Here is a 17,618-nt window from a genome sequence, read left to right as displayed (position 1 = left end):
CTGTCACCACACCTGTCGAGCCCTCATCCGGCCTGACGGAGGAGCGACCGGATCCTTGCTCGGCGGCCGATGAACGTTCTACACCAGCACTCACCGAACAACCGGCGGTACCGGTTTGACCGCACTCTGCTGCGCCGTTGAACCTCAAGGAGTTGTCTGAGGGCGCAGCGAACGCCAGTAAGGGCAGCAGCGCACTTCCGGCCAGGGCCGTGCTCAGCACTCGCCCTCACCCCAGATCCGCATCTCGACGACCCACCAGTCGAAGAGATCGTGCCGAACGGTGGCCGTCACCAGAATGTCGCCTTCGTCCACTGGGTCATCTCCCGACATCCGCCATTCCTGCGACGCTTGGCAGTCCTCGATCGCGACTTCCACCGGCTGCCCGTCAGGCCCCTCGGAGGTAGCAACCACCTCGGGATCCATGACGGGTTCACCCTCCATCCCCCGCCCTGAGTCGCGCACAGCCTCCAAGCCGTGCCGGGCCAACTCCAAGGCCTGCCCCGCAGCGTGCTCCTCCAGCTCAGGGGCGTCCGGGTCGGGTGCGACGGCGGCGGCCACGATGGCGTCCCAGAACTGCTGGTAAACGTCGACAGCCTCCTCTTCAGAGGTCACGACTGTCTCCGTTTCCGCTGCTTGAGGCGAGGATCGCACCACCGGTTCGGTGTCCGGGGCTTCGTCCTCAGAGCACCCCGCGATGAGCACCGAAGCCAGTACAGGCAGCACAAACCCACGACCCAACGAACAACTCCTTTGAGTGATCAAACCATCACCCCTAGCGACGCATGAGAACGTAGCCTGCCGATTACCCTCCGCACAAGGGACTTCTGGCACTCCGTCCAAGAAAAACTGTCGGACACCTCACGCGCTCACTGTGTCCAACTTTCCCAACTGCGAAAACACGGCAACCAGAGCGGATCCGCCGCGAAGTCGGACCTCACCCAGCGCAACGAAGCGGGCGGCACCCCACAGGTACCGCCCGCCCCTCTTCCTACTTCCCCGGTCTCACTGCCTGAGCATGTAGGGCCGCACCAGGGCACCCGCGACCTCGTCCGGGTCGGCCCACACCTGTATCGGCATCCTGTGTGTACACACCGGGGCCGGGGCCAGCTCCAGCCGCCTCGGCGCCGCCACCAGCGCAGCCCTCGGTTCGGTGCGCGTGGGTGCGCCGATCACCTGCGCGATACTCCAAGCCACCACCGAGGCGAACACCCACCACAGCCGCGAGGCCATCGATTCCCTGGGCCTGCGGTGCCTGCCACCGCTAGAGTTCTGCATAGTCTTCCTCCTGCTCAGTTCAGGGGGTTGATCAGCCCGGGCCGGTGGTACCAACACCGGCCCGGGCGCACTGCGTCCTTACAGGGGTGCGTGCGAAGAGTGTGCGCGCGGGTGTCGATGGCCCCTGTGCACCGGGACTGCGCTTCCCACCGCGACTACCTGCCCTCGCTACGCACCTTGCGCTCTTAGCTGGCCAGCTCCAGCCCGGTCTCGCCCAGGTCCGGATCGCGGTCCAGGCGGATGATCGCCCGCAAGTGCAAGGGCAGGCCCCGCCGCCCCTCCCACCACCAGTAATCGGCGATCCGGTCCACCAACCACAAGCCCCGGCCGCCGGGGTTCATCTCCCCCGGCTCCCGGTCCACCAACTGCGGAACCATCGCTGCCTGGCCCGCCCGGGGCCCCTGGTCGAGCACCCCGACCAGCACCGCCCGGTGGCCCAAGAGTTCCAGGGACAGCCCCATCCGCCCGTGCCGCTCCCCGGTCGCGGTGTGGCGCACCGCGTTGGTGGCCAGCTCGCTGACCACCAGCTCCACCCAGAACCCGCGCCCGCCCTGGAGTGGAGGCTGCCCCGCAATCCACTTGCGAGCCCGCGCCACATCAGCGCAGGTCCCGCCGGTATAGACCCATCGTGCGGACGACCGCCCCACCCCACCACCGGGCCGCCGAGGTCCAGGTATCCGATCACTACACATAACGCCCTCCATGAGACAAATTCGCTCTCGACGGCGACCCCGGACAGGCCGGAGGTTCTGCGAGGAGCCTCCCTCAGGGTCACCAGCTCAACACGCCTCGAGTCTCACACTCAAGCAATGTAGACGCAAGCACTTTAGACGAAATTTTCGTCCATCTATCTTTCGTTCGGTGGTTGTCCCTCTTCGGATGCGCCAAACTGGGGCGTACGAGCCCAGCAACCTAGAACCCCCGGGAGCACACCAGTGGCGCCAAGCGTCGGAATCGCGCGCAGAACTCTCTCGCGGGTCATGCGCGAAGCACGCCTTGCCGCAGAGGTACGGGCTGGGGACGCTGCCGTCCAAGTGGGTGTCTCAGCCGGAACGCTCAGCAAGTACGAGAAGAGCGAGCACCCCTGGCCGCCCGCCGTCGTCTATGCCCTGAGCGACATGTACAAGCTCCGCGAGGAAGATCGAAACAAGCTTGTAGACCTGGCCCGGCAGCGGGAACCGGGGTGGTGGCAGACCAGCACAGTACCGAGCTGGTTCGCCCCATACCTCGGAGCAGAATCCGAAGCCGCCGAACTGGACAACTACGAGGACGCTCTGGTCCCCGGCCTGTGTCAGACCTTCGACTACGCGAGTGCGCTTGTCAGCGCGGTGACGGAGGACGACACCGACCGTACTGACGGCCGGGCAGCTGCCCGAGTGCACCGACAGAAACGTCTGACCGGAGAGAATCCACTTCGTTTCTCAGTGGTATTCAACGAGTCCGCGCTCCACCGGGTGGTCGGCGGCACAGAGGTCATGCGGGAACAGCTCGTCCATCTCCTAGAGATGATGAACCTGCCCAATCTGGACCTCCGCTGTGTACCTTTCACCGCCGGGGCACATGTTGCGACCGAGGGAAACTTCGTTCTTCTCCGCTTCCCGGACCTCATCGAGGGGGTCCGTTCCGGCGACGCGGTCTACATCGAGTATGCAATCGGTGGCATGTTCCTGGAGCAGCAGACCGAGACCTCCTACTACCAGGGCCTGTTTCGCAAAGTTCAGGAAGCAGCACTGGATCAGCAAGAGACCCGGACTCTGGTCCAGCAGCTACTGGACGAAAAATACAAGTAGAAGAAGGTGACCGTGGAGAACGCATGGAAGAACTGGCGTAAGTCCAGTTACAGCGGAGGGCACGGCGGCCAGTGTGTTGAGGTCGCAAACCGAAGCAGAGAAGTGGCGATGCGCGATACGCAGCACCGCAGAAAGGGACACCTTTCTTTCCGCAGCACTGAATGGATTAACCTCTTGCACACTCTTCAGAGCTAATGCACGCGGACGACGGATACATTTCTCGACACCTTTTCCCGCTACTGGGACGCGGTCGAGTGGGACGCTTTGGAGCTCGGCGCCCGGGCCGGAGAACTCCGTGGCGCCCACCCCAGGCCACGCTCGTCAGCTGACGGACAGACACCTGTCAGCCCGCTAACCAACCCCCACAGCGGGCTGGCCGTTCTCCAGGTAGACCGTCGTCCCCTCCGCACGAGCAGCAACAGCGTAAGTGATCCGGCGAGCGAGCCGGTCGATAGTGGCCTCAGCAAGCGAGTCCACACCGTGGAACCCGTAACCGGTCAGCTCTGCCGGATCCAGACTGATCTGGTCCAGCCACTCCCCGTCCAGAACCCCGCCGTCGAAGACGAACAACGCCTTGTCGCCCTCGGCGGGGTTGGGCGCCCAGTCGACGGCGAGGAGTCGGCCGATCGGCGGGGTGATACCGAACTCCTCCTTGACCTCCCTGACCGCGGCCTGGCTCGGGCTCTCACCGTGCTCGATGTAGCCACCGGGAATCTCCAGGTAATCCTTGTAGGAGGGGACCACCAGCATCACCCGCCCCTCCCGGTCGAAGAACAGCACACCCGCCGCGACGCGAGGGCGGGCAAAGGATTCGGTGGGATCAGAGGCCATGGCCCGACACTAACGGCCCAACATCAGGAGGTCCCCATCCGGTGCGCCAGAGCGACCACTCTCCGGTCCCTTCGACCGGCCTCCGAACGCAGCATCCGGGCCACGATCTGCTGGCTCATCATGTGGCGGTGGACGTGGGAGGCGGACAGCCCCTCCGCCTCCAGCATGCGGTCAGCGGCCCCAGGAACATCGTTGACCGCGACCAGAGCCTGCGCGAGCTCGAAGAGGTGACGGACCCTTCTCTCCACCGGCAGGCGAGCAGTGTCGATCCCCCTGCCCAACGCGAGAACCGTATGCGGATGATCGAGGCTTCCGGCTACGGTCACACGGTGAAGGGCCACATTGGTCGGGCCGAAGGCCGTCCACATGTGGTTGGCATCCCGAGCTAGGCGTTCAGCGGACTTCTGTGCCTCATCCAGATAGTCGTTGGCGGTGGCACGGTCACCACTGCGGGCGGCGGCCACCGCTCCGGGCAGCAGGAGAGTCCCGTAGACGGACAGCATGCGCGGGTCATGGGATCGGCTCTTCCCCCTGTGGCGCAGGTAAGTAGCCGCGTCGGCTGTCATAGCCAGGGCCGTCTGGTGCTGTCCGCAGGAGTGCAAGGCGTGCACGCTCGACCTCAACAAAGCCCCTTGGACAGCCAGGTCCTCACAGACCATGGCGGCATTCAGACCGCGCTCCGCCGCTATCCACGCCAGTTCCGTCTCACCGAGCTTGGTGAGCACCATGGCGCAGGCCTGGGCCGACAAGGCGAAAAGGGCTTCAGCGGACCGGCGCTTCTGTCCTGAACAGGAGGTCAGTGCTGCCCTGGTTCGCTCCAGAAGGGCGGGAAGCAGTCGCAGAACCTGCCGATAGTCGGACGCCTGGTAAGCGGCCATGGCCGCGTCCACCTCGCGGCGCAGCGAAACCAGCTGGGGAGCGTCCTCATCGCGTGCTGGAGTCGGAAATCCGGGAAAGCTATGGCGGTAGTCCAGGAGGACCGCCCGCACCGCCTCAACCTCACGGCCCTGGTCCCCATTGCTCCGCTCTCCCGTGGCATCAGGCATGAGATCGGTGGTCGTCAGTGATGGGCCCTGGGGTTCTCGGTCCAGGGGTGCGCCGAGTCCGCGGAGGGCCTCGACCGCCTTTCGGCGATCCGTCAGCCCACGACCGGCCTCCGCGCGGTTGATCGTGCTCTGAGCCACCCCGCACATGCGGGCCAGGGCTTCCTGCGACAGGGGTTCCGCTAGGTGCCTCAGAAACCGGATCACCGCTTGAGCGTCCCGTTCGCGCACCGCGGCGACCACCTCCGGGGCAAGCCACACCCAGGCTGGTACGCACTCGCAGGCGGCGCGGGTCCCGTCACGTGAGCGTCCGCAGTTGCCGCAGCGCATCGGGAGCCCTTTCGTCACCTGGGGGTGCAACGAGAAGTCTCCAGAGTAGCCGCGTATCCGCTTCACGCCGTGGGCTTTTCGTAAGCCCACGGACCCGAGCAACTCCTGGGCTGGCATGTTCAGTCCGTCTCCAGAACGGCCTCCTTGGCCGCATGGGCCAGCACACTCTGTGTAGCGGAGGTCAGGCCCATCCGGTTCCAGTGGAAGATCACGTGGTAGCAGACCAGGGCGCGCAGCCCTCGTTCAAGATTCCCTGAACGCCAGGACGTCCACAGGTCCTCGCCCGCAGAACGGAATTCCTGCGCCCATGCGCTGACGTGTTCCGCGGGGCCGCCGGACCCGAACATGCTCCCCTCGCGAACCGTGTCGGCGAGGAGGAGCACCCGAACGGTTCCGGCCAGTTCGCGCAGCCGCTCGGTGGACACACCCTCCGGCAGCGGGCGTTCTCGACAGACCCGGTCCCAGACATCGGCCTGTTCGAACCATTCCAGCCCGGCAGCGCGCATGAGCGTGACGCACAGGAGGATGGAGAGCTCCCGGCGCCCCAAGGCCCCGCGTTCACGGGAGACGTGCTCGAGAACGGACCGGCTGTCAGCGGGGAAGAGCCGGTGGGCGATTTCCATGCCCACCGGCCCTCCGAAGGCGGGCACCTCGGGTTCGTAGATCCCGGTCGTCCACGTGCGCAGGTGACCGCCTCGGGTGAGTTCCTCCAAGGTGCGGCCCACGGCTGCTCTCGTAGCCGTGGAGTCGGCCCGCAGGCGAATGCGCCAGCAGGGGTACTTGCGGATGAACCACCACTCGGCACCGCTGTCGTCCAGCGACGGGACAAGGCGCTGAGCGGCGGTCTGGTCTGCGTCCTCCCAGGCGGTGAACTCGACGTTGGCCTGCCACCAGCCGGACTGTTCGGCCAGGGCCTGCTGTCCTGCCCGGTGGTACACCTCCACTGCCGCTTCCAAGTCCGCCGGGGTCATCCCGGACCGCTCGGCCGCCCGCCTGAGGTCGGCGCCACGCAGTGCCTCGAGCACGGCTCGGTGTACGGCGGCGTGACCACGGGGTGCTTGCTGTTGGGCGGCAGGCCGGGGCGGAGAGGGTTTCAGTCGATCAGCAGGCATGAGTCCCACCTCGATCGCGGGCGTCGGTCGGTCTGCACGGTCATCAGGGCCAGGGCGGTGCCCGCGCCCCCTTCCAGGAACCCGGCGTCGTCGACGGCAGCATGTGCGTGCCGCCTCAACTGCCGGGCCAGGTTCGGCAGGTGGGAGACCAGCGCTGGAGTAACCGCGTCCTGGGCGGCGCGCCAGGTGGTCTGGTACAGGCCAGCCCAGCCGTGGCACAGGCTGGTGTCAGTGATTCGGCCCAGCTGGACGGAGTCGGACAGGCAGCGGCTCAAGGCATCCTCGAAAGCGCTCTGACGTGCCGGATCCCCGGTGGCGATGGCGGCGAGTTGTCCGGCTCGGGCGATGCCGGGGGTTCCGTAGCACCAGGAAGGGCGGCCCGGGCCCTGCTGGTGCGGGATCCCTGAGTCGAGGGTGTCCGCGGTGAGGTGTTCGGGCCACCAGGGTCCGTACTCGGTGTCCTGACGCCAGGTGTCCAGGTGGGTACCGATGGTGGCGATGGCTTCGTGGTGACCGTCCACGGTGGCGCCGCGTCGGGCGGCCTGGCTCAGGAGTGCCAGGACTCCGGTGATGCCGTGTGCGGTACCGAGGTTGGCGTGCCCACCGGGGAAGTGGGCGGAGTGGCCTCGGTGGGGGTCATGTGAGACCCACCAGCCCGGAAGGGCACGTCCGTCCACGGTCTGAGGCCGTGTGAGCGCGACCAGGTAGGTCAGGACCCGTTCCAGGGCGTCACTGCGTGCGTCGTAGGCCAGCAGGTGGGCGCCGAGTCCGGTGAGACCGTAGAAGGTGTCGTACTCGGCGAAGGTCGCCAGGTCGCCGCGGTGGATGCGTTCCATGGCCGATTCCGCTCGCCGGTGGGCGAGCTCGCGCACGTGTGTGCGTAGGGCCTCGCGAGGTTCTCGGTAGCGGCCGTCTCCCCGCGCGGCCGCTTCCAGGGTGAACGCGATCGCGGGTGCTCCGAGGTAGAGGCCGGCGGTGTCGGCGGCGCTGACGGGGTGGGCCGTAGCGGTACGGATCCACCGATGGGCCTGCTGCCAGCTCCCCAACCCCGTGTGAGCGCGCTCCACGTGCAGCAGGGCGGTCCCGGCGGCTCCCTGGGCAAGGGACTGTCCCTGCCAGGGTTCCTCCGCAGGTACGGGGGTGGCCAGGTTCGCGGCGAAGTGGTCTGCGAGGGCGCCCGGGGAGTCGTGGGGCGCTGCTGTAACCAGGGGGGTCATCGCGGGCTCCGTGCCCGCTGGGCCAGGGCCAGGCTGCGCGCGGTGCGGATCGTGGCGGCTTCCTGGTCGGGGCTGACTCCGAGGGTGCGCACGTGGTGGAGGTGGAGTAGGGAGCGGAGCACGGCTTCCGGGGCTCGCTGGGTTGCGAGGTGCTCGCGGTAACGGGCCAGGGCCAGTGCACGCTCGTCCCAGGCCCGGGCGAGGATCCGGCCGCCCGGGTCCGAGCCGGGGATATGTGTCTGATCAACCAGTTCCATGGCTTGGCGGCGGTGGGTTCGATCGACGGGCCCGGGGGTGTGCTGCAGAGCGATCAGCCAATTGCGTCCTTCCCGCGGGGTGGAGGCGAAGTCGCTGGCCAGTCGGAGCATGCTGGCTGCGGCCAGGGCCGCGGAGGGGAGGCCGAACGTGCGAGTCGACCGGATCTGTGCCAGGGCGGCGGTGGTGTCCGCGGCGAAGACGGTCTGTGCCGCGTCCATGGCGGGTCCGTGTCCGTAGCGGCCGGTCTGGGATGTGGCGGTGGTCAGCGAAAGGTGCCCGAGCAGTCGCTGCTCTCGGAGCCCTTGGGCCCAGGTGTGCAGCCTGTTCACGGTCCCGGTGCCGGTGTCGGTCGGGGTGAGCAGGTGGATCCGCAGGTAGGGGTCGGAGTCGGGGTGCAGCAGGTCGCGGTGGCGGGTGAACCACCACCGGGACTCCTCAGGCAGGGCTTCGACCAGCTCCGGAAGGTGGTCGGTGAGGATCTCGTCGAACCGGTCCGGGTGAGCGAACAGGTCGACGGTGAGGACTCCGCTACCGGGGAGCTGGGGTACGGGGCGGGCAGCCGGCTTCGCGATGAACGGAGGCGTTGGGGTCTCCTCGCGGCGGTGCAGGGCGAAGACGAGTTCGTGTGGCCGTCCGGGCCACGAAGCTCCCTGTGGTGTCAGGTCTTCGCGCAGCTCTAGGTGGCCGTGGTGGGTGCGGCGCTGTTGCAGGAATTGCCGGTGGACCCGGTCGTCCAAATCCAGCGGGAGGCGTCGGTCCTGCTCGACCAGGACCACCCGCTCCGGGACCCGCCAGCGTTTGCACCAAGCGAGGAGTGCCCTGTCCCATTCCCCCTTGTCGACGGTTCGAAGGTCGGGGAGGCGCCACCGGGCCGGCGCCAGGACGGTGTTCCGGTAGCGGACACGAGGCAGGTAGGTGAGCCGGCTGGCGGCTCCGAAGTCGAAGGCACCGTAGAGGGCGTGGCGGGCGGTGGTGATCTCGGACAGGAACCGGGCCAGCGGAGGGGTCTGCGTTCCGGTCTCCAGGGCATGCGCGGTCTGGAGGTGCAGGCGTTGGCCTGTGGAGATGCGCAGCAGATAGAGGTGCTCGGCATCGGCGGTGACGCCCAGGTCGGCCGGATCGATCACGCCAGCATCGGAGCCCGGGTGCTGGGCCAAAGGCACCACGTGGGGCAGGAAGCGGGGAGTCCGGGTGATGTTGTCGTTGCGCCGTTTGCGGGGTGGGAAGGTCAGCTGTGCAGTGAGCACGTCCGGATCCGGATGGGTGTAGCTGTCAGCGACGAGCTGCTGTTCGTGCTCGGGCAACAGGTGGGCGAAGCGCCCCAGCAGGCTGCTGCCCGGGCGCGGGAGGCCGCCGACTTCGAGGGTGAAGTCGCCCTCGGCCAGGGCTCGTGCGGTGGGGGTGTGCAGGCGTACGCACATCTCGACCTGCGGAGGAAGGGTGGTCCTCTCCCCTACTGCTGGTCCCAGGCGGGCGATGAGGTCCTCGTCCAGAATGATCTCCCCGCTGCCCTGCACCGTGGCGTGCTGGACCAGGTCCAGGAAGAGGGCGTCGCGATCGGTGCTCAAGCGGGGTGAGCGTTTGCGGGCGGCACCGAGGTATCCAGCAGGCCAGCCCAGTCCGCTGTCTGCGACCAGCTCCAGCACCGGGACCACCGCACCTGGGCCGTAACTGCTGCGGAAGCGGTGGTGGTAGTCGCGCCAGTGCGGAGCTCCGAAGGGGTTGGGGGTGGCTCGGATAAGCGCATCGGCTGCTTTTTCGACGGCTCTCGGCACAGCCGGAGGAACCTGGAGGTGAGCATCCAGTCCCGTGTCAGCGATCACGGGAGTCGGGGTGACGTCGGTGAAGGAGCGCATCTGTACGGCCACTGGGGCGAGAGTCGGCCAGGAAGTGCTGGGCAGGGGGCCGGTCAGTTCCTTGTGTGCCGTGCGCAGGAAGTCGACCAGGTGGGCGATCTCTTCGATGTCGTGGGCGCCGACTCGGTCGAGTTCCCGACAGAGCTGGCTTAGAGCATCGGTGTGGGTCATGGGCGCCCACAGGCTGGTGTGCAGCAGGTGGCGGTCGATGAGTTGGTCCAGCAGTCCGGTGATGCGTTCGGGCCCTGCGGTGGGGAAGCCCGTGTTCAGGTGTTCGTGCAGACAGCTGTGGCGGATGGGGGTCCGTGCGGTGTCCAGTGCGTGGGCCACCGGTGCGCTGTAGCGGACGGAGACCTCGATGGGTGCGGCGAGGGGGGTGTGTCCGTCCGCGGACTGGCCCGGCACCACCAGTCGACCGCCGCGCACGTGGCCGGTGTTGTTGGCAACGACGTCCAGCCGTTCCACGAGAGCGGGGAACCGGTGGAGGTGGCCGATGATGTCGGCGACCCATTCGGCGTCGGCTCGCGCGACCATCCGGTGGTCGTCGCCCCACCGAACCGCAGGGACCTCGCCGACCGTGGCCGGTGCGACGCCGGCGAACAGACCGAACGGGGTGGGTCGCCGCCAGCGCAGGACGTAGGCCACCACGGAAAGGACCGTCGACCGAACTCGTTTGGGCCCAGTGACATCACCGGCCAGGACCTTGTCGATCTGAGTGCGCAGACCGGGGTTGGCCTGGTCTACAGCGTTGCGCACCTCAGTCCGCTCCCAGACGCGGGCAAGCCAACCTGTGGCCGAGGTGGAGTCCGGACCGTCGAACAGGTCCGTGGGGATGTCCAAGCCAGCGGGTGAAGTGCTCGCCCGCAGCAGGACCGGGCCCCGCCATCGGTAGGCGGGTGGCCTACCGGCCATCGTGTCCTCCCTCCGTGTCGTTGATGAGCCCAGAGTGCAGACGGCGGGTGCGCGGGCAGGGTCCCGTCACACCCGCCGTCTCCGGGCACGGGTCAGAGCGGGTCGCCGACGTAGCTGTTGCAGGCCGAGGCGGTGCCCTGGCAGGTGTTGCCGCACCCGTCGTTGGTGTTGCAGGTCAGCTTGCCGTTGGGGTGGGACGTCACCACGACCCGCACGTCCAGCGAGAACTCATCGTCCAGCACCGGGGACGGTGGCTCGGCCAGAGCCGTACCGCCGCTGGGGGAAGTCATCATGTGGATCACTCTCCTTCGTTTTCAGGGGGTGGAACCTGCCCCGAAGCGCCGTTGGACGGCTCGGGCCAGGAGAACGTCAGGCGGGTGTGCCGCTTGGTGACCACCAGCTCGTCGGGAAGTTCGCCGACAGGCGTCGAAGCCGGGTAGACGTCGATGCGGGGCCCCGGGCCGTGACGCTGACCGTGCGCCCATTCACGGATCCGCGCCGCGGCCTGCTCAGCGAGGGCCTGTGCAGTTGGCCCGAAGGCGTGCACCCCGTACTCCACGGATGCGTTGTCGCAGGTACGGCGTGTGACCAGGTAGGCGAAGTCGCCGCCGTCGACCGCGGCCATCGAGAAGCGGTGGTTGTCGGGCGCGACCAGGCCGGTGTCCAGGTCCGGGTCGAGGGCCATGGTGCAAAAGCCCGGCAATGTGGTCGCCAGATACAGCTGCAGACCGCCGATCAGCTCCCGAAGCGCGACCGTGGCCCCGGTCCACAGCTCGACCCTCGGCGTGCGCACCGCGTTGTCCAACAGGTGCGGGTCAGCGGGCACCTCGTCGTCGAAGCGCAGGGCGATCTCCTCGGTGCCGTTGACCAGTACCAAGGTCTCCCGGTGCTCCTCCTCGCCCTGTATGGGCACGAACCCGCACATCAGGACCGAGGTGGACGTCAGGTAGTCACCAGCCCTGACGAAGCCGATGGAGCGAGTCAGATTGCGCATCCGCAGCGGTACCACCAGCCGGCCGCCCTCGACCAACTGCTCGACCCACGCGCGCGGAATGTCCCAGGCCCCGGCCGTGACGATGACGGCGTCGAAGGGCGCGTGCTCGGCCAGCCCGTGCGCGGCGTCAGCGGTCACCACCCCCACCTGCGGGTAACCGTTGTCCTGGAGCAGCGCCCGGGCGCGGCCGCTGATCTGCGGGTCGATGTCGACGGTGGTGACCTCGCCGGAGGGGCCGACCAGTTCGGCGATCAGGGCGGCGTTGTAGCCTCCGCTGCCGATCTCCAGTACCCGGTGCCCGGGCTCGAGCTGGGCCTGTTGGAGCATCATCGCCTGAACCTGCGGGGCCGAGACCGAGCTGGTGGCCACGCCGTGCTCGTCGTGTTTGGTGACCACCGCGGTGAAGGGGTCGTAGGCCTCCTCCAGGCTGGCCTCGGGCGCGAAGCGGTGGCGCTGGACCGACCTCAACGCCAATTCCACCCCGGGTGCAAGGCTCTCGCCGCCCAGGGCCCCGGGTTCGCTGAGGGCGTCCACCATGGCGGTGCGTAGCTCGTCCGGAGACTTGACCGTCTCTCCGGTCGCGTCTGTTGTCACTGGGCCTCTCCCCGTTGGTTACTCGGCGAGAGCAGTTTCCCGTGGCAGCGTCCGCAGACCTATGCGCACGCGCATAATCTCCGTGTTCGATGTATGCGCAGTGTTCGATTCAGTGGGTTTCAACTGCGAATATCGATACATCCCGCGGTGGAGAACAAGTGCGGTGACGCGAGGGACAGCGGGAGTGGAACCCCCACATGCGACGAGGCGACGGGCGCGAGGTCTCGCAAGAAGGCGCACGTCACGCGCCAGCGCCGCACAGCCGTTAGTCCGTGCCTCCGGTGACCTGCTCCGCCACCGCGCTGAGTGCCTGCTGCCAAGGGAAGCTGTCGAAGACATCCCCGCCCTGCCCCGGGGGATGAGGCACGAACTCCCCCTCCCCCAACAGCACCCGGACCCCCTCCTCACGCAGGGAAGCAATACTGCGCCGGAACGGGAGTCGTTGAGCGTAGGCCGAGTTCACGAACGGCAGGACGACCAACGGGAGCCCGAGCCCGATCCCCTCGTTGAGGACGTCCAGGGCGTAGTTGTCAGCGGTGCCGTTGGCGAGCTTGTTGATCGTGTTGAAGCTCGCGGGGGCGACGATGACCGCGTCCGCCTTCGGGGAGCGCGGCATGCCCGGAGCCCGGTACTGGCTGCGTACCGGTCGGCCCGTGAGTTCCTTGACGGAACGAGGATCGAAGAAGTCCAGGGCAGTGGGGGTGGCGATCGCCTGGACTTTCCATCCCTGTTCCAGAGCTGGAGTGATGAGCCTGTCCACCTGCTCAGCCGGTCCAGCCGCGCAGACGACGACATAGAGGGTCTTGGGCTCGCTCACCAGGCAACACCCACGCGATCAGCCATGCTGGTGAGATCCCGCTTGAGGTGACCGGTGGAGCGTGCGCGCAGCTCTCGGATGAGTGAGTGGACCATCGGGCGTTCAGCCACTTCCTCCGGTGCCAGGTTCTCGGCGGCCATCAGGGCGGTGTGAGCCTGGCGTAGCTTGCCCCACTGCGTGAACGCCCGGGCCGTGTCCACGTGCAGGACCACCTTCCGTTCGGTCAACGCGACGTGTGACGGGTCGATGCCGCGCGCCTGGTGAATGGCCTGACCCGCATCGCCCAACTCCACCGCTGTGCTCACCCGGTGCAGGAGCACGTTGGTAGGGCCGAAAGCGGTCCATCGGTGGTTGTGGTCTCCGCCGAGCCGATTCGCAGTCTCCTGTGCTTCGTCCAAGAGGGACAGCGACTGGTCACGGCCCTCGTGCTTGGCTGCGGCGACGGCTCCGCTCAGCAGGAGAGAGCCGTACACCGACCGTGCGGCCGGAGCCGAGGACGCCTCGGCGCGTTCGACACCCTCTGCGGAGGCCACGGCGAGATCAGCGGCGGCCCGGTAGCGGCGTTCGCGCATGAATGCGCGCACGTACACCCTGCTACTGGAGCCGATCAGCACTGGATTCCGCGTGGCTTGCGCCGCCCTGAAGCTCCGGTCGGCGGCCAACCAGGCCAGCCCTCGTTCGTCGCACTTGAGCAACACACTCGCGCTGACGTGGTAAGTGGTTCGTACCGGGTCTGATGGAGGCTCTCAATCCTGGGAAGGATGAGAGACCTGGCAGCACCGAGGAAGTACCCCGATGAGCTGCGTGAACGCGCAACCAGGATGACCCTGGAAGCCCGCCGAGACCCAGCCACACGCGACGGGGCCATCGCCCGCACCGCCGACCAGCTCGGCATCAACCGCGAGACCCTGCGCAACTGGGTCAGCCAGGCCGAGATCGACACTGGAGACAGGCCCGGCACCACACGAATCGCAAAACGACTTGCGTCTTTGGAGCATCAGCAACTTCACGTTAATCGTTGCCGGGGAATATGTGTCCTGGTCGGTGGTCGTTGGTGGCCACCAGTCACTGACCGGGGCAGCGGCCCACCCTTTTTGCTACATCATGGCGGTTGAGCGCCAGACCCCCCGCTCCCGAGAGAAGTAAGGCCTGCTTCTCGGCCCACTCGTGCTCGGCAACGGCATTCCGGAGGGATCCATCCCTGGGACAGATCCATTTCCCGAGCACCCGGGCGAATCCTCGGCGGACCGATCACGAGGACGGGTAGGCGTGGGGCGCCGTCAGAGACGCGTCCAGCGTTGGAGCAGGGTCCCCTCGGACTCGATTAGCAGGCGCGGTACCAGCGACCGGTCCACGTCAGCACCAGCGGTGATGCGCTGTTGCGGACCGCCGGCCAGCATCGGGACGACGGTCAGGCAGAGTTCGTCGAGCAGGTCTGCCGCCACCACGTCGCGCAGCAGGTGGGGGCCGCCCTCGCACAGGATCCGCGACAGGCCGCGTTCGTGCAGTGCGGCCACCGCAGCAGGCAGATCCACCTCGGAATCTCCTGCGACGATCACCTGGTCCGGCCCAAGGGTCTCCTGGGCATGATCCAGTCCCTGGGCCCCGGCGCACGTCACCATGAGGAGCTGGCCCCGGTTGGGGTGGTCGGCGGCTAGAAGCGGCGGCACCTGGGCGCTGCGGCTGACCACAGCCAGGGCGGGCCAAGGGCCCCTCCCCTCGGCCAGGGCCTGCTCCCGGTGTGTGCCGGTGCGTGGCGAGACGCGCCGATAGCTCTCGGTCCGCGCGGTCCCCGCGCCGACCAGCACCAAGTCAGCGAGGTCGCGCAGAAGCGTGTAGACCACATGGTCAGCGTCCGTGTTGATCGACCCGCTCCGACCATCGGCGCCCGCCGCCGCGCCGTCCAGAGTCGTGACCATGTTGCCGCGCACCCAGGGACGGTCGGTGGTGTCGGGCCAGGCGTAGAGCCGCGCCAGCTCCTCCGCACCCAAGGTGTCGCCCGGCGCGGCAGCACCGGGGGCGACGTCGTTCAGGAGGAGCCGCACGACCACACCGCCACCAGGTACATGACCCCAAAGGGGTCGTCAGCGTACAGCAGCTTGGCCCGGACCGGTTCTGCAGTCTGGGCCGCTGCCGAGGCCATGACCTGCCAGGCGGCTCTCCCGGCCGCCATCAGTTCCGCAGCGAGGCCGGGGGGCAGGTGGAGCAGTGCCGCCGCGTCGCCCCTGGCCAGCGCGCGGCGCACGCCCTCGTCGAAGCCGAAGGAGCGCTCGTCCAGGTGGCCGGGGGCTTTCGCCCCTCGCCGGGCGCTGCCGTCGCCCATGACGAGCAGGGCGACCCGTTCGGGACGCGCTGCGATCCAGACGGCCAGGTCCTCCACCTGCCCGAGCGTGGCGTCCCAGGCCACCGTGACCGTCTCGACGGGGACCGCAGTACCATTGTCGTCGAGCAGGCGTCGAGCTACCCCCAGGCTGAGCGGCAGCGTCTCGTCCTGGCGTACCCGCTCACCGGTGCCACCGTAGGCGCGGACCGGCACGGGTCCGAGCCGGTGGCCGGATCTCACCTCGGCCCCGCCGACGACGAGCACCACGTCCGGGGAGTGTGCCAGCAGCGCGGACAGGGCCGACCCGCAGGCCTCGCGCAGCTCGGCGGCGACGTCCTGTCCGCCGGTCAGCTCCCGCAGGAGCAGCGGCGGGTGCGGGCACACCGCGGCACCCACGATCATGTAGTGCTCCTCACGCCAGCCCCCGAACCGTTCGAGCCGGTGGCCGCACACCCCTGATAGTGGCGACCATGTCCAGTACCTGCCGGGTCTCCACGACCTCGTGGACGCGGAAGACTTGAGCCCCGTGCCATGCCGACACAGCGGTCGCCGCGAGTGTGCCGGTTAGGCGCTCGGTGAGCGGGAGATCGAGAGTCTCGCCGACGAAGTCCTTGTTGGACAGGGACACCAGGACCGGCCACCGGGTCGCCACCATCTCGTCGAGTCGACGGGTCAGCTCCAGCGAGTGCCAGGTGTTCTTTCCGAAGTCGTGCGCGGGGTCGATGAGAACGGACCCGGGATCGACCCCCAGCGCGACCGCTCTCCGCGCCTGGGCCACGGTGGAGTCGATGGCATCGCGCACCACGTCCTCGTAGGCTATCCGGTGCGGCCGGGTGCGGGGCGTGACCCCGCCGGTGTGGGTGCACACCATGGCCATGTCGTACTTGGCGGCGACCTCGGCCAGCCCCGGGTCGTGCCCACCCCAGGCGTCGTTGAGCAGGTCGGCCCCAGCTTGGCAGACAGCCTCCCCCACCGAGGCCCGCCAGGTGTCCACGCTGATGACCAGATCGGGGAACTCGGCCCGGACCGCGGCGACGAAGTCGACGACGCGGCGCTTCTCCTCGTCTGCGTCGATCTCGTGGCCTGGAGCCGCCTTGATACCGCCGATGTCGACGATGTCGGCGCCCTCGTCCACCACCCGGCGCACACGCTCGAAGGCAGGACCGTCGTCCCAAGTGGCGCCCTTGTCGTAGAAGGAGTCAGGGGTGCGGTTGACGATCGCCATGACCAGCGCGGTGTCAGCGGCGTACTCCCTGCCGCGCAGCCTCAGCACCGGCCCACCGCCTCCTGGACTCCGTGGACCCGCGGCCCAGGATCGACCTTGCCCGCAGGCATGCGCTCGACGACGCTGACACTATTGGTGATCACGGCTCCTCCAGACCCGTACTGGCGTATCTCGACGTCGTCTCGGCCGTGTTCCAACCCGATCCGCCGGTCGGCGACGGCGAGCAGTTCGGTCGCCATGGAGCCGAGTCCGCGCAGGCCCTGGTGCCGGTGGGCCCGCCGCCCCATATCGACCTGGGCGATCGCGTCCACGCCACTGCGCAGGTGCGTGTCGACCAGGACGGCCAGCTCAACGCCGTAGCCGGTTGGGATCGGCAGGCTCTCGATGAGGTCACGCCGGATCGCCCACTCCCCGGACAGGGGCTGGATGACGCCCGCGAGCTCCGGCCAGCGCAGGGCGATGGTGGGCCGGGCGACCAGCTCGGTGGCCCTACCGCCCTCGGGCTCCGCGGTGGCCGGCGCTCCCGGCAGGTCGAGCACCCGGTCGTAGAAAGCCTTCACAAGCGAAACCTCGGGATCCGTGAGCACGGGGCCTAGCAGGCCGGACACGAAATGGGTGTCCCACTCGACCAAGTCGGCGTCCAGGAAGGCAACGATGTCACCGGAGGTGACGAAGAGGGACTTCCACACGGCCTCCCCTTTGCCCCGATGGTGACCGAGGTCGGGTCGCACGTCGAGGGTGCGGTGCACGGCGGCCCCGGCCTCCCGAGCCCGTGCACCGGTGCCGTCGGTGGAATCAGAGTCCATCACGACGATCTCGTCGACCAGGGGGTGCCTCTCCACGAGGTCTGCCCGGATCCGGGCGACGACGCCGCCCACGGTGGCCTCCTCGTCGCGGGCCGGTATCACCAGGCTGACCGTCACCCCCAGACGTGCCTTCAGCGCGACCAGGTCCTCCACGGACCAGTCCCACCACCGGTAGGTACGGTTTTCGAAGGACGTGATGCTCACAAAACCTCCCAGCGGCAAGCCTAGAGCACGC

At 68.1% G+C, this 17,618-nt stretch carries 19 protein-coding genes and 1 pseudogene; 3 read left to right on the top strand and 17 right to left on the bottom strand.

What is annotated here, in order from left to right:
- Positions 1 to 213: 213 nt before the first annotated feature.
- The 3 genes from ACYVD1_RS15440 to ACYVD1_RS15430 form a co-directional block, all read right to left on the bottom strand.
- Positions 214 to 612 (bottom strand): hypothetical protein, encoded by a 399-nt coding sequence (locus tag ACYVD1_RS15440; protein ID WP_460759068.1) that lies wholly within the window; start codon positions 610 to 612, stop codon positions 214 to 216.
- A gap of 390 nt (positions 613 to 1,002) precedes the next feature.
- Entirely contained in the window at positions 1,003 to 1,275 is a 273-nt protein-coding gene (locus ACYVD1_RS15435; protein WP_460759065.1) for a hypothetical protein, read from the bottom strand.
- Positions 1,276 to 1,460: 185 nt separating this feature from the next.
- Complete coding sequence (locus ACYVD1_RS15430; RefSeq protein WP_460772660.1) at positions 1,461 to 1,808, bottom strand: ATP-binding protein; 348 nt, start codon at positions 1,806 to 1,808, stop codon at positions 1,461 to 1,463.
- Positions 1,809 to 2,255: 447 nt separating this feature from the next.
- On the opposite strand from ACYVD1_RS15430, the gene ACYVD1_RS15425 reads away from it, so the two are divergent.
- The gene (locus ACYVD1_RS15425; protein ID WP_460759059.1) at positions 2,256 to 3,065 is read left to right on the top strand and encodes a helix-turn-helix domain-containing protein; all 810 of its coding nucleotides are present in this window, start codon (positions 2,256 to 2,258) and stop codon (positions 3,063 to 3,065) included.
- Positions 3,066 to 3,071: 6 nt separating this feature from the next.
- Positions 3,072 to 3,260 carry a DUF397 domain-containing protein gene (locus tag ACYVD1_RS15420; protein ID WP_460759054.1) on the top strand — a complete coding sequence of 63 codons (189 nt, stop codon included), beginning with the start codon at positions 3,072 to 3,074 and terminating at the stop codon, positions 3,258 to 3,260.
- A 156-nt stretch (positions 3,261 to 3,416) separates the two neighbouring features.
- Here ACYVD1_RS15420 and ACYVD1_RS15415 read toward each other — a convergent pair whose 3' ends face one another.
- The 10 genes and pseudogenes from ACYVD1_RS15415 to ACYVD1_RS15370 form a co-directional block, all read right to left on the bottom strand.
- Complete coding sequence (locus ACYVD1_RS15415) at positions 3,417 to 3,896, bottom strand: NUDIX domain-containing protein (RefSeq protein WP_460772657.1); 480 nt, start codon at positions 3,894 to 3,896, stop codon at positions 3,417 to 3,419.
- Positions 3,897 to 3,919: 23 nt separating this feature from the next.
- Positions 3,920 to 4,942, bottom strand: a complete 1,023-nt coding sequence (locus ACYVD1_RS15410) for a hypothetical protein (RefSeq protein WP_460759129.1) — start codon at positions 4,940 to 4,942, stop codon at positions 3,920 to 3,922.
- A 51-nt stretch (positions 4,943 to 4,993) separates the two neighbouring features.
- Positions 4,994 to 5,269: pseudogene (locus ACYVD1_RS15405) on the bottom strand (helix-turn-helix domain-containing protein); the annotation flags it as partial.
- 119 nt (positions 5,270 to 5,388) lie between these two features.
- A complete protein-coding gene (locus tag ACYVD1_RS15400; protein ID WP_460772655.1) occupies positions 5,389 to 6,381 on the bottom strand; it encodes a thiopeptide-type bacteriocin biosynthesis protein in 993 nt (330 codons plus the stop codon).
- Entirely contained in the window at positions 6,363 to 7,598 is a 1,236-nt protein-coding gene (locus tag ACYVD1_RS15395; RefSeq protein ID WP_460759041.1) for a lanthionine synthetase C family protein, read from the bottom strand. The genes ACYVD1_RS15400 and ACYVD1_RS15395 overlap by 19 nt, the downstream gene beginning before the upstream one ends.
- Positions 7,595 to 10,624, bottom strand: coding sequence for a lantibiotic dehydratase (locus ACYVD1_RS15390; protein WP_460772653.1), 3,030 nt, complete (start codon positions 10,622 to 10,624; stop codon positions 7,595 to 7,597). The genes ACYVD1_RS15395 and ACYVD1_RS15390 overlap by 4 nt, the downstream gene beginning before the upstream one ends.
- Before the next feature lie 92 nt (positions 10,625 to 10,716).
- On the bottom strand, positions 10,717 to 10,917 hold the full coding sequence (locus ACYVD1_RS15385; RefSeq protein WP_460759033.1) for an FxLD family lanthipeptide: 201 nt from the start codon (positions 10,915 to 10,917) through the stop codon (positions 10,717 to 10,719).
- Positions 10,918 to 10,922: 5 nt separating this feature from the next.
- Positions 10,923 to 12,212: a methyltransferase, FxLD system gene (gene fxlM / locus ACYVD1_RS15380; RefSeq protein WP_460759029.1), complete on the bottom strand. Its 1,290-nt coding sequence runs from the start codon at positions 12,210 to 12,212 to the stop codon at positions 10,923 to 10,925.
- 265 nt (positions 12,213 to 12,477) lie between these two features.
- Complete coding sequence (locus ACYVD1_RS15375; RefSeq protein ID WP_460759119.1) at positions 12,478 to 13,032, bottom strand: flavoprotein; 555 nt, start codon at positions 13,030 to 13,032, stop codon at positions 12,478 to 12,480.
- Positions 13,026 to 13,613, bottom strand: a complete 588-nt coding sequence (locus ACYVD1_RS15370; protein ID WP_460759026.1) for a hypothetical protein — start codon at positions 13,611 to 13,613, stop codon at positions 13,026 to 13,028. Before ACYVD1_RS15370 ends, ACYVD1_RS15375 begins: the two co-directional genes overlap by 7 nt.
- Before the next feature lie 177 nt (positions 13,614 to 13,790).
- Between ACYVD1_RS15370 and ACYVD1_RS15365 the strand changes: the two genes are divergently transcribed.
- A complete protein-coding gene (locus ACYVD1_RS15365; RefSeq protein WP_460759022.1) occupies positions 13,791 to 14,144 on the top strand; it encodes a transposase in 354 nt (117 codons plus the stop codon).
- A 165-nt stretch (positions 14,145 to 14,309) separates the two neighbouring features.
- Here ACYVD1_RS15365 and ACYVD1_RS15360 read toward each other — a convergent pair whose 3' ends face one another.
- The 4 genes from ACYVD1_RS15360 to ACYVD1_RS15345 are packed head-to-tail and all read right to left on the bottom strand — an operon-like array spanning position 14,310 to position 17,587.
- On the bottom strand, positions 14,310 to 15,074 hold the full coding sequence (locus tag ACYVD1_RS15360; protein WP_460759019.1) for a pyrimidine reductase family protein: 765 nt from the start codon (positions 15,072 to 15,074) through the stop codon (positions 14,310 to 14,312).
- Positions 15,059 to 15,754, bottom strand: a complete 696-nt coding sequence (locus tag ACYVD1_RS15355; RefSeq protein ID WP_460759015.1) for a class III extradiol ring-cleavage dioxygenase family protein — start codon at positions 15,752 to 15,754, stop codon at positions 15,059 to 15,061. The genes ACYVD1_RS15360 and ACYVD1_RS15355 overlap by 16 nt, the downstream gene beginning before the upstream one ends.
- A gap of 10 nt (positions 15,755 to 15,764) precedes the next feature.
- The gene (gene folP / locus ACYVD1_RS15350; RefSeq protein ID WP_460759012.1) at positions 15,765 to 16,625 is read right to left on the bottom strand and encodes a dihydropteroate synthase; all 861 of its coding nucleotides are present in this window, start codon (positions 16,623 to 16,625) and stop codon (positions 15,765 to 15,767) included.
- The gene (locus tag ACYVD1_RS15345; protein WP_460759007.1) at positions 16,619 to 17,587 is read right to left on the bottom strand and encodes a glucosyl-3-phosphoglycerate synthase; all 969 of its coding nucleotides are present in this window, start codon (positions 17,585 to 17,587) and stop codon (positions 16,619 to 16,621) included. The genes folP and ACYVD1_RS15345 overlap by 7 nt, the downstream gene beginning before the upstream one ends.
- Positions 17,588 to 17,618 lie beyond the last annotated feature (31 nt).

Source organism: Nocardiopsis nanhaiensis, assembly GCF_054778635.1.
This window is presented reverse-complemented; position numbering and strand designations above follow the sequence as displayed.

Coding starts and splice junctions, on each gene's coding strand:
- ACYVD1_RS15425 (WP_460759059.1), top strand. CDS start 2,256: ATGCGCGAAGCACGCCTTGCCGCAGAGGTACGGGCTGGGGACGCTGCC.
- ACYVD1_RS15435 (WP_460759065.1), bottom strand. CDS start 1,275: ATGCAGAACTCTAGCGGTGGCAGGCACCGCAGGCCCAGGGAATCGATG.
- ACYVD1_RS15390 (WP_460772653.1), bottom strand. CDS start 10,624: ATGGCCGGTAGGCCACCCGCCTACCGATGGCGGGGCCCGGTCCTGCTG.
- ACYVD1_RS15385 (WP_460759033.1), bottom strand. CDS start 10,917: ATGATGACTTCCCCCAGCGGCGGTACGGCTCTGGCCGAGCCACCGTCC.
- ACYVD1_RS15365 (WP_460759022.1), top strand. CDS start 13,791: ATGAGAGACCTGGCAGCACCGAGGAAGTACCCCGATGAGCTGCGTGAA.
- ACYVD1_RS15415 (WP_460772657.1), bottom strand. CDS start 3,896: ATGGCCTCTGATCCCACCGAATCCTTTGCCCGCCCTCGCGTCGCGGCG.
- ACYVD1_RS15355 (WP_460759015.1), bottom strand. CDS start 15,754: ATGATCGTGGGTGCCGCGGTGTGCCCGCACCCGCCGCTGCTCCTGCGG.
- ACYVD1_RS15400 (WP_460772655.1), bottom strand. CDS start 6,381: ATGCCTGCTGATCGACTGAAACCCTCTCCGCCCCGGCCTGCCGCCCAA.
- ACYVD1_RS15395 (WP_460759041.1), bottom strand. CDS start 7,598: ATGACCCCCCTGGTTACAGCAGCGCCCCACGACTCCCCGGGCGCCCTC.
- ACYVD1_RS15410 (WP_460759129.1), bottom strand. CDS start 4,942: ATGCCTGATGCCACGGGAGAGCGGAGCAATGGGGACCAGGGCCGTGAG.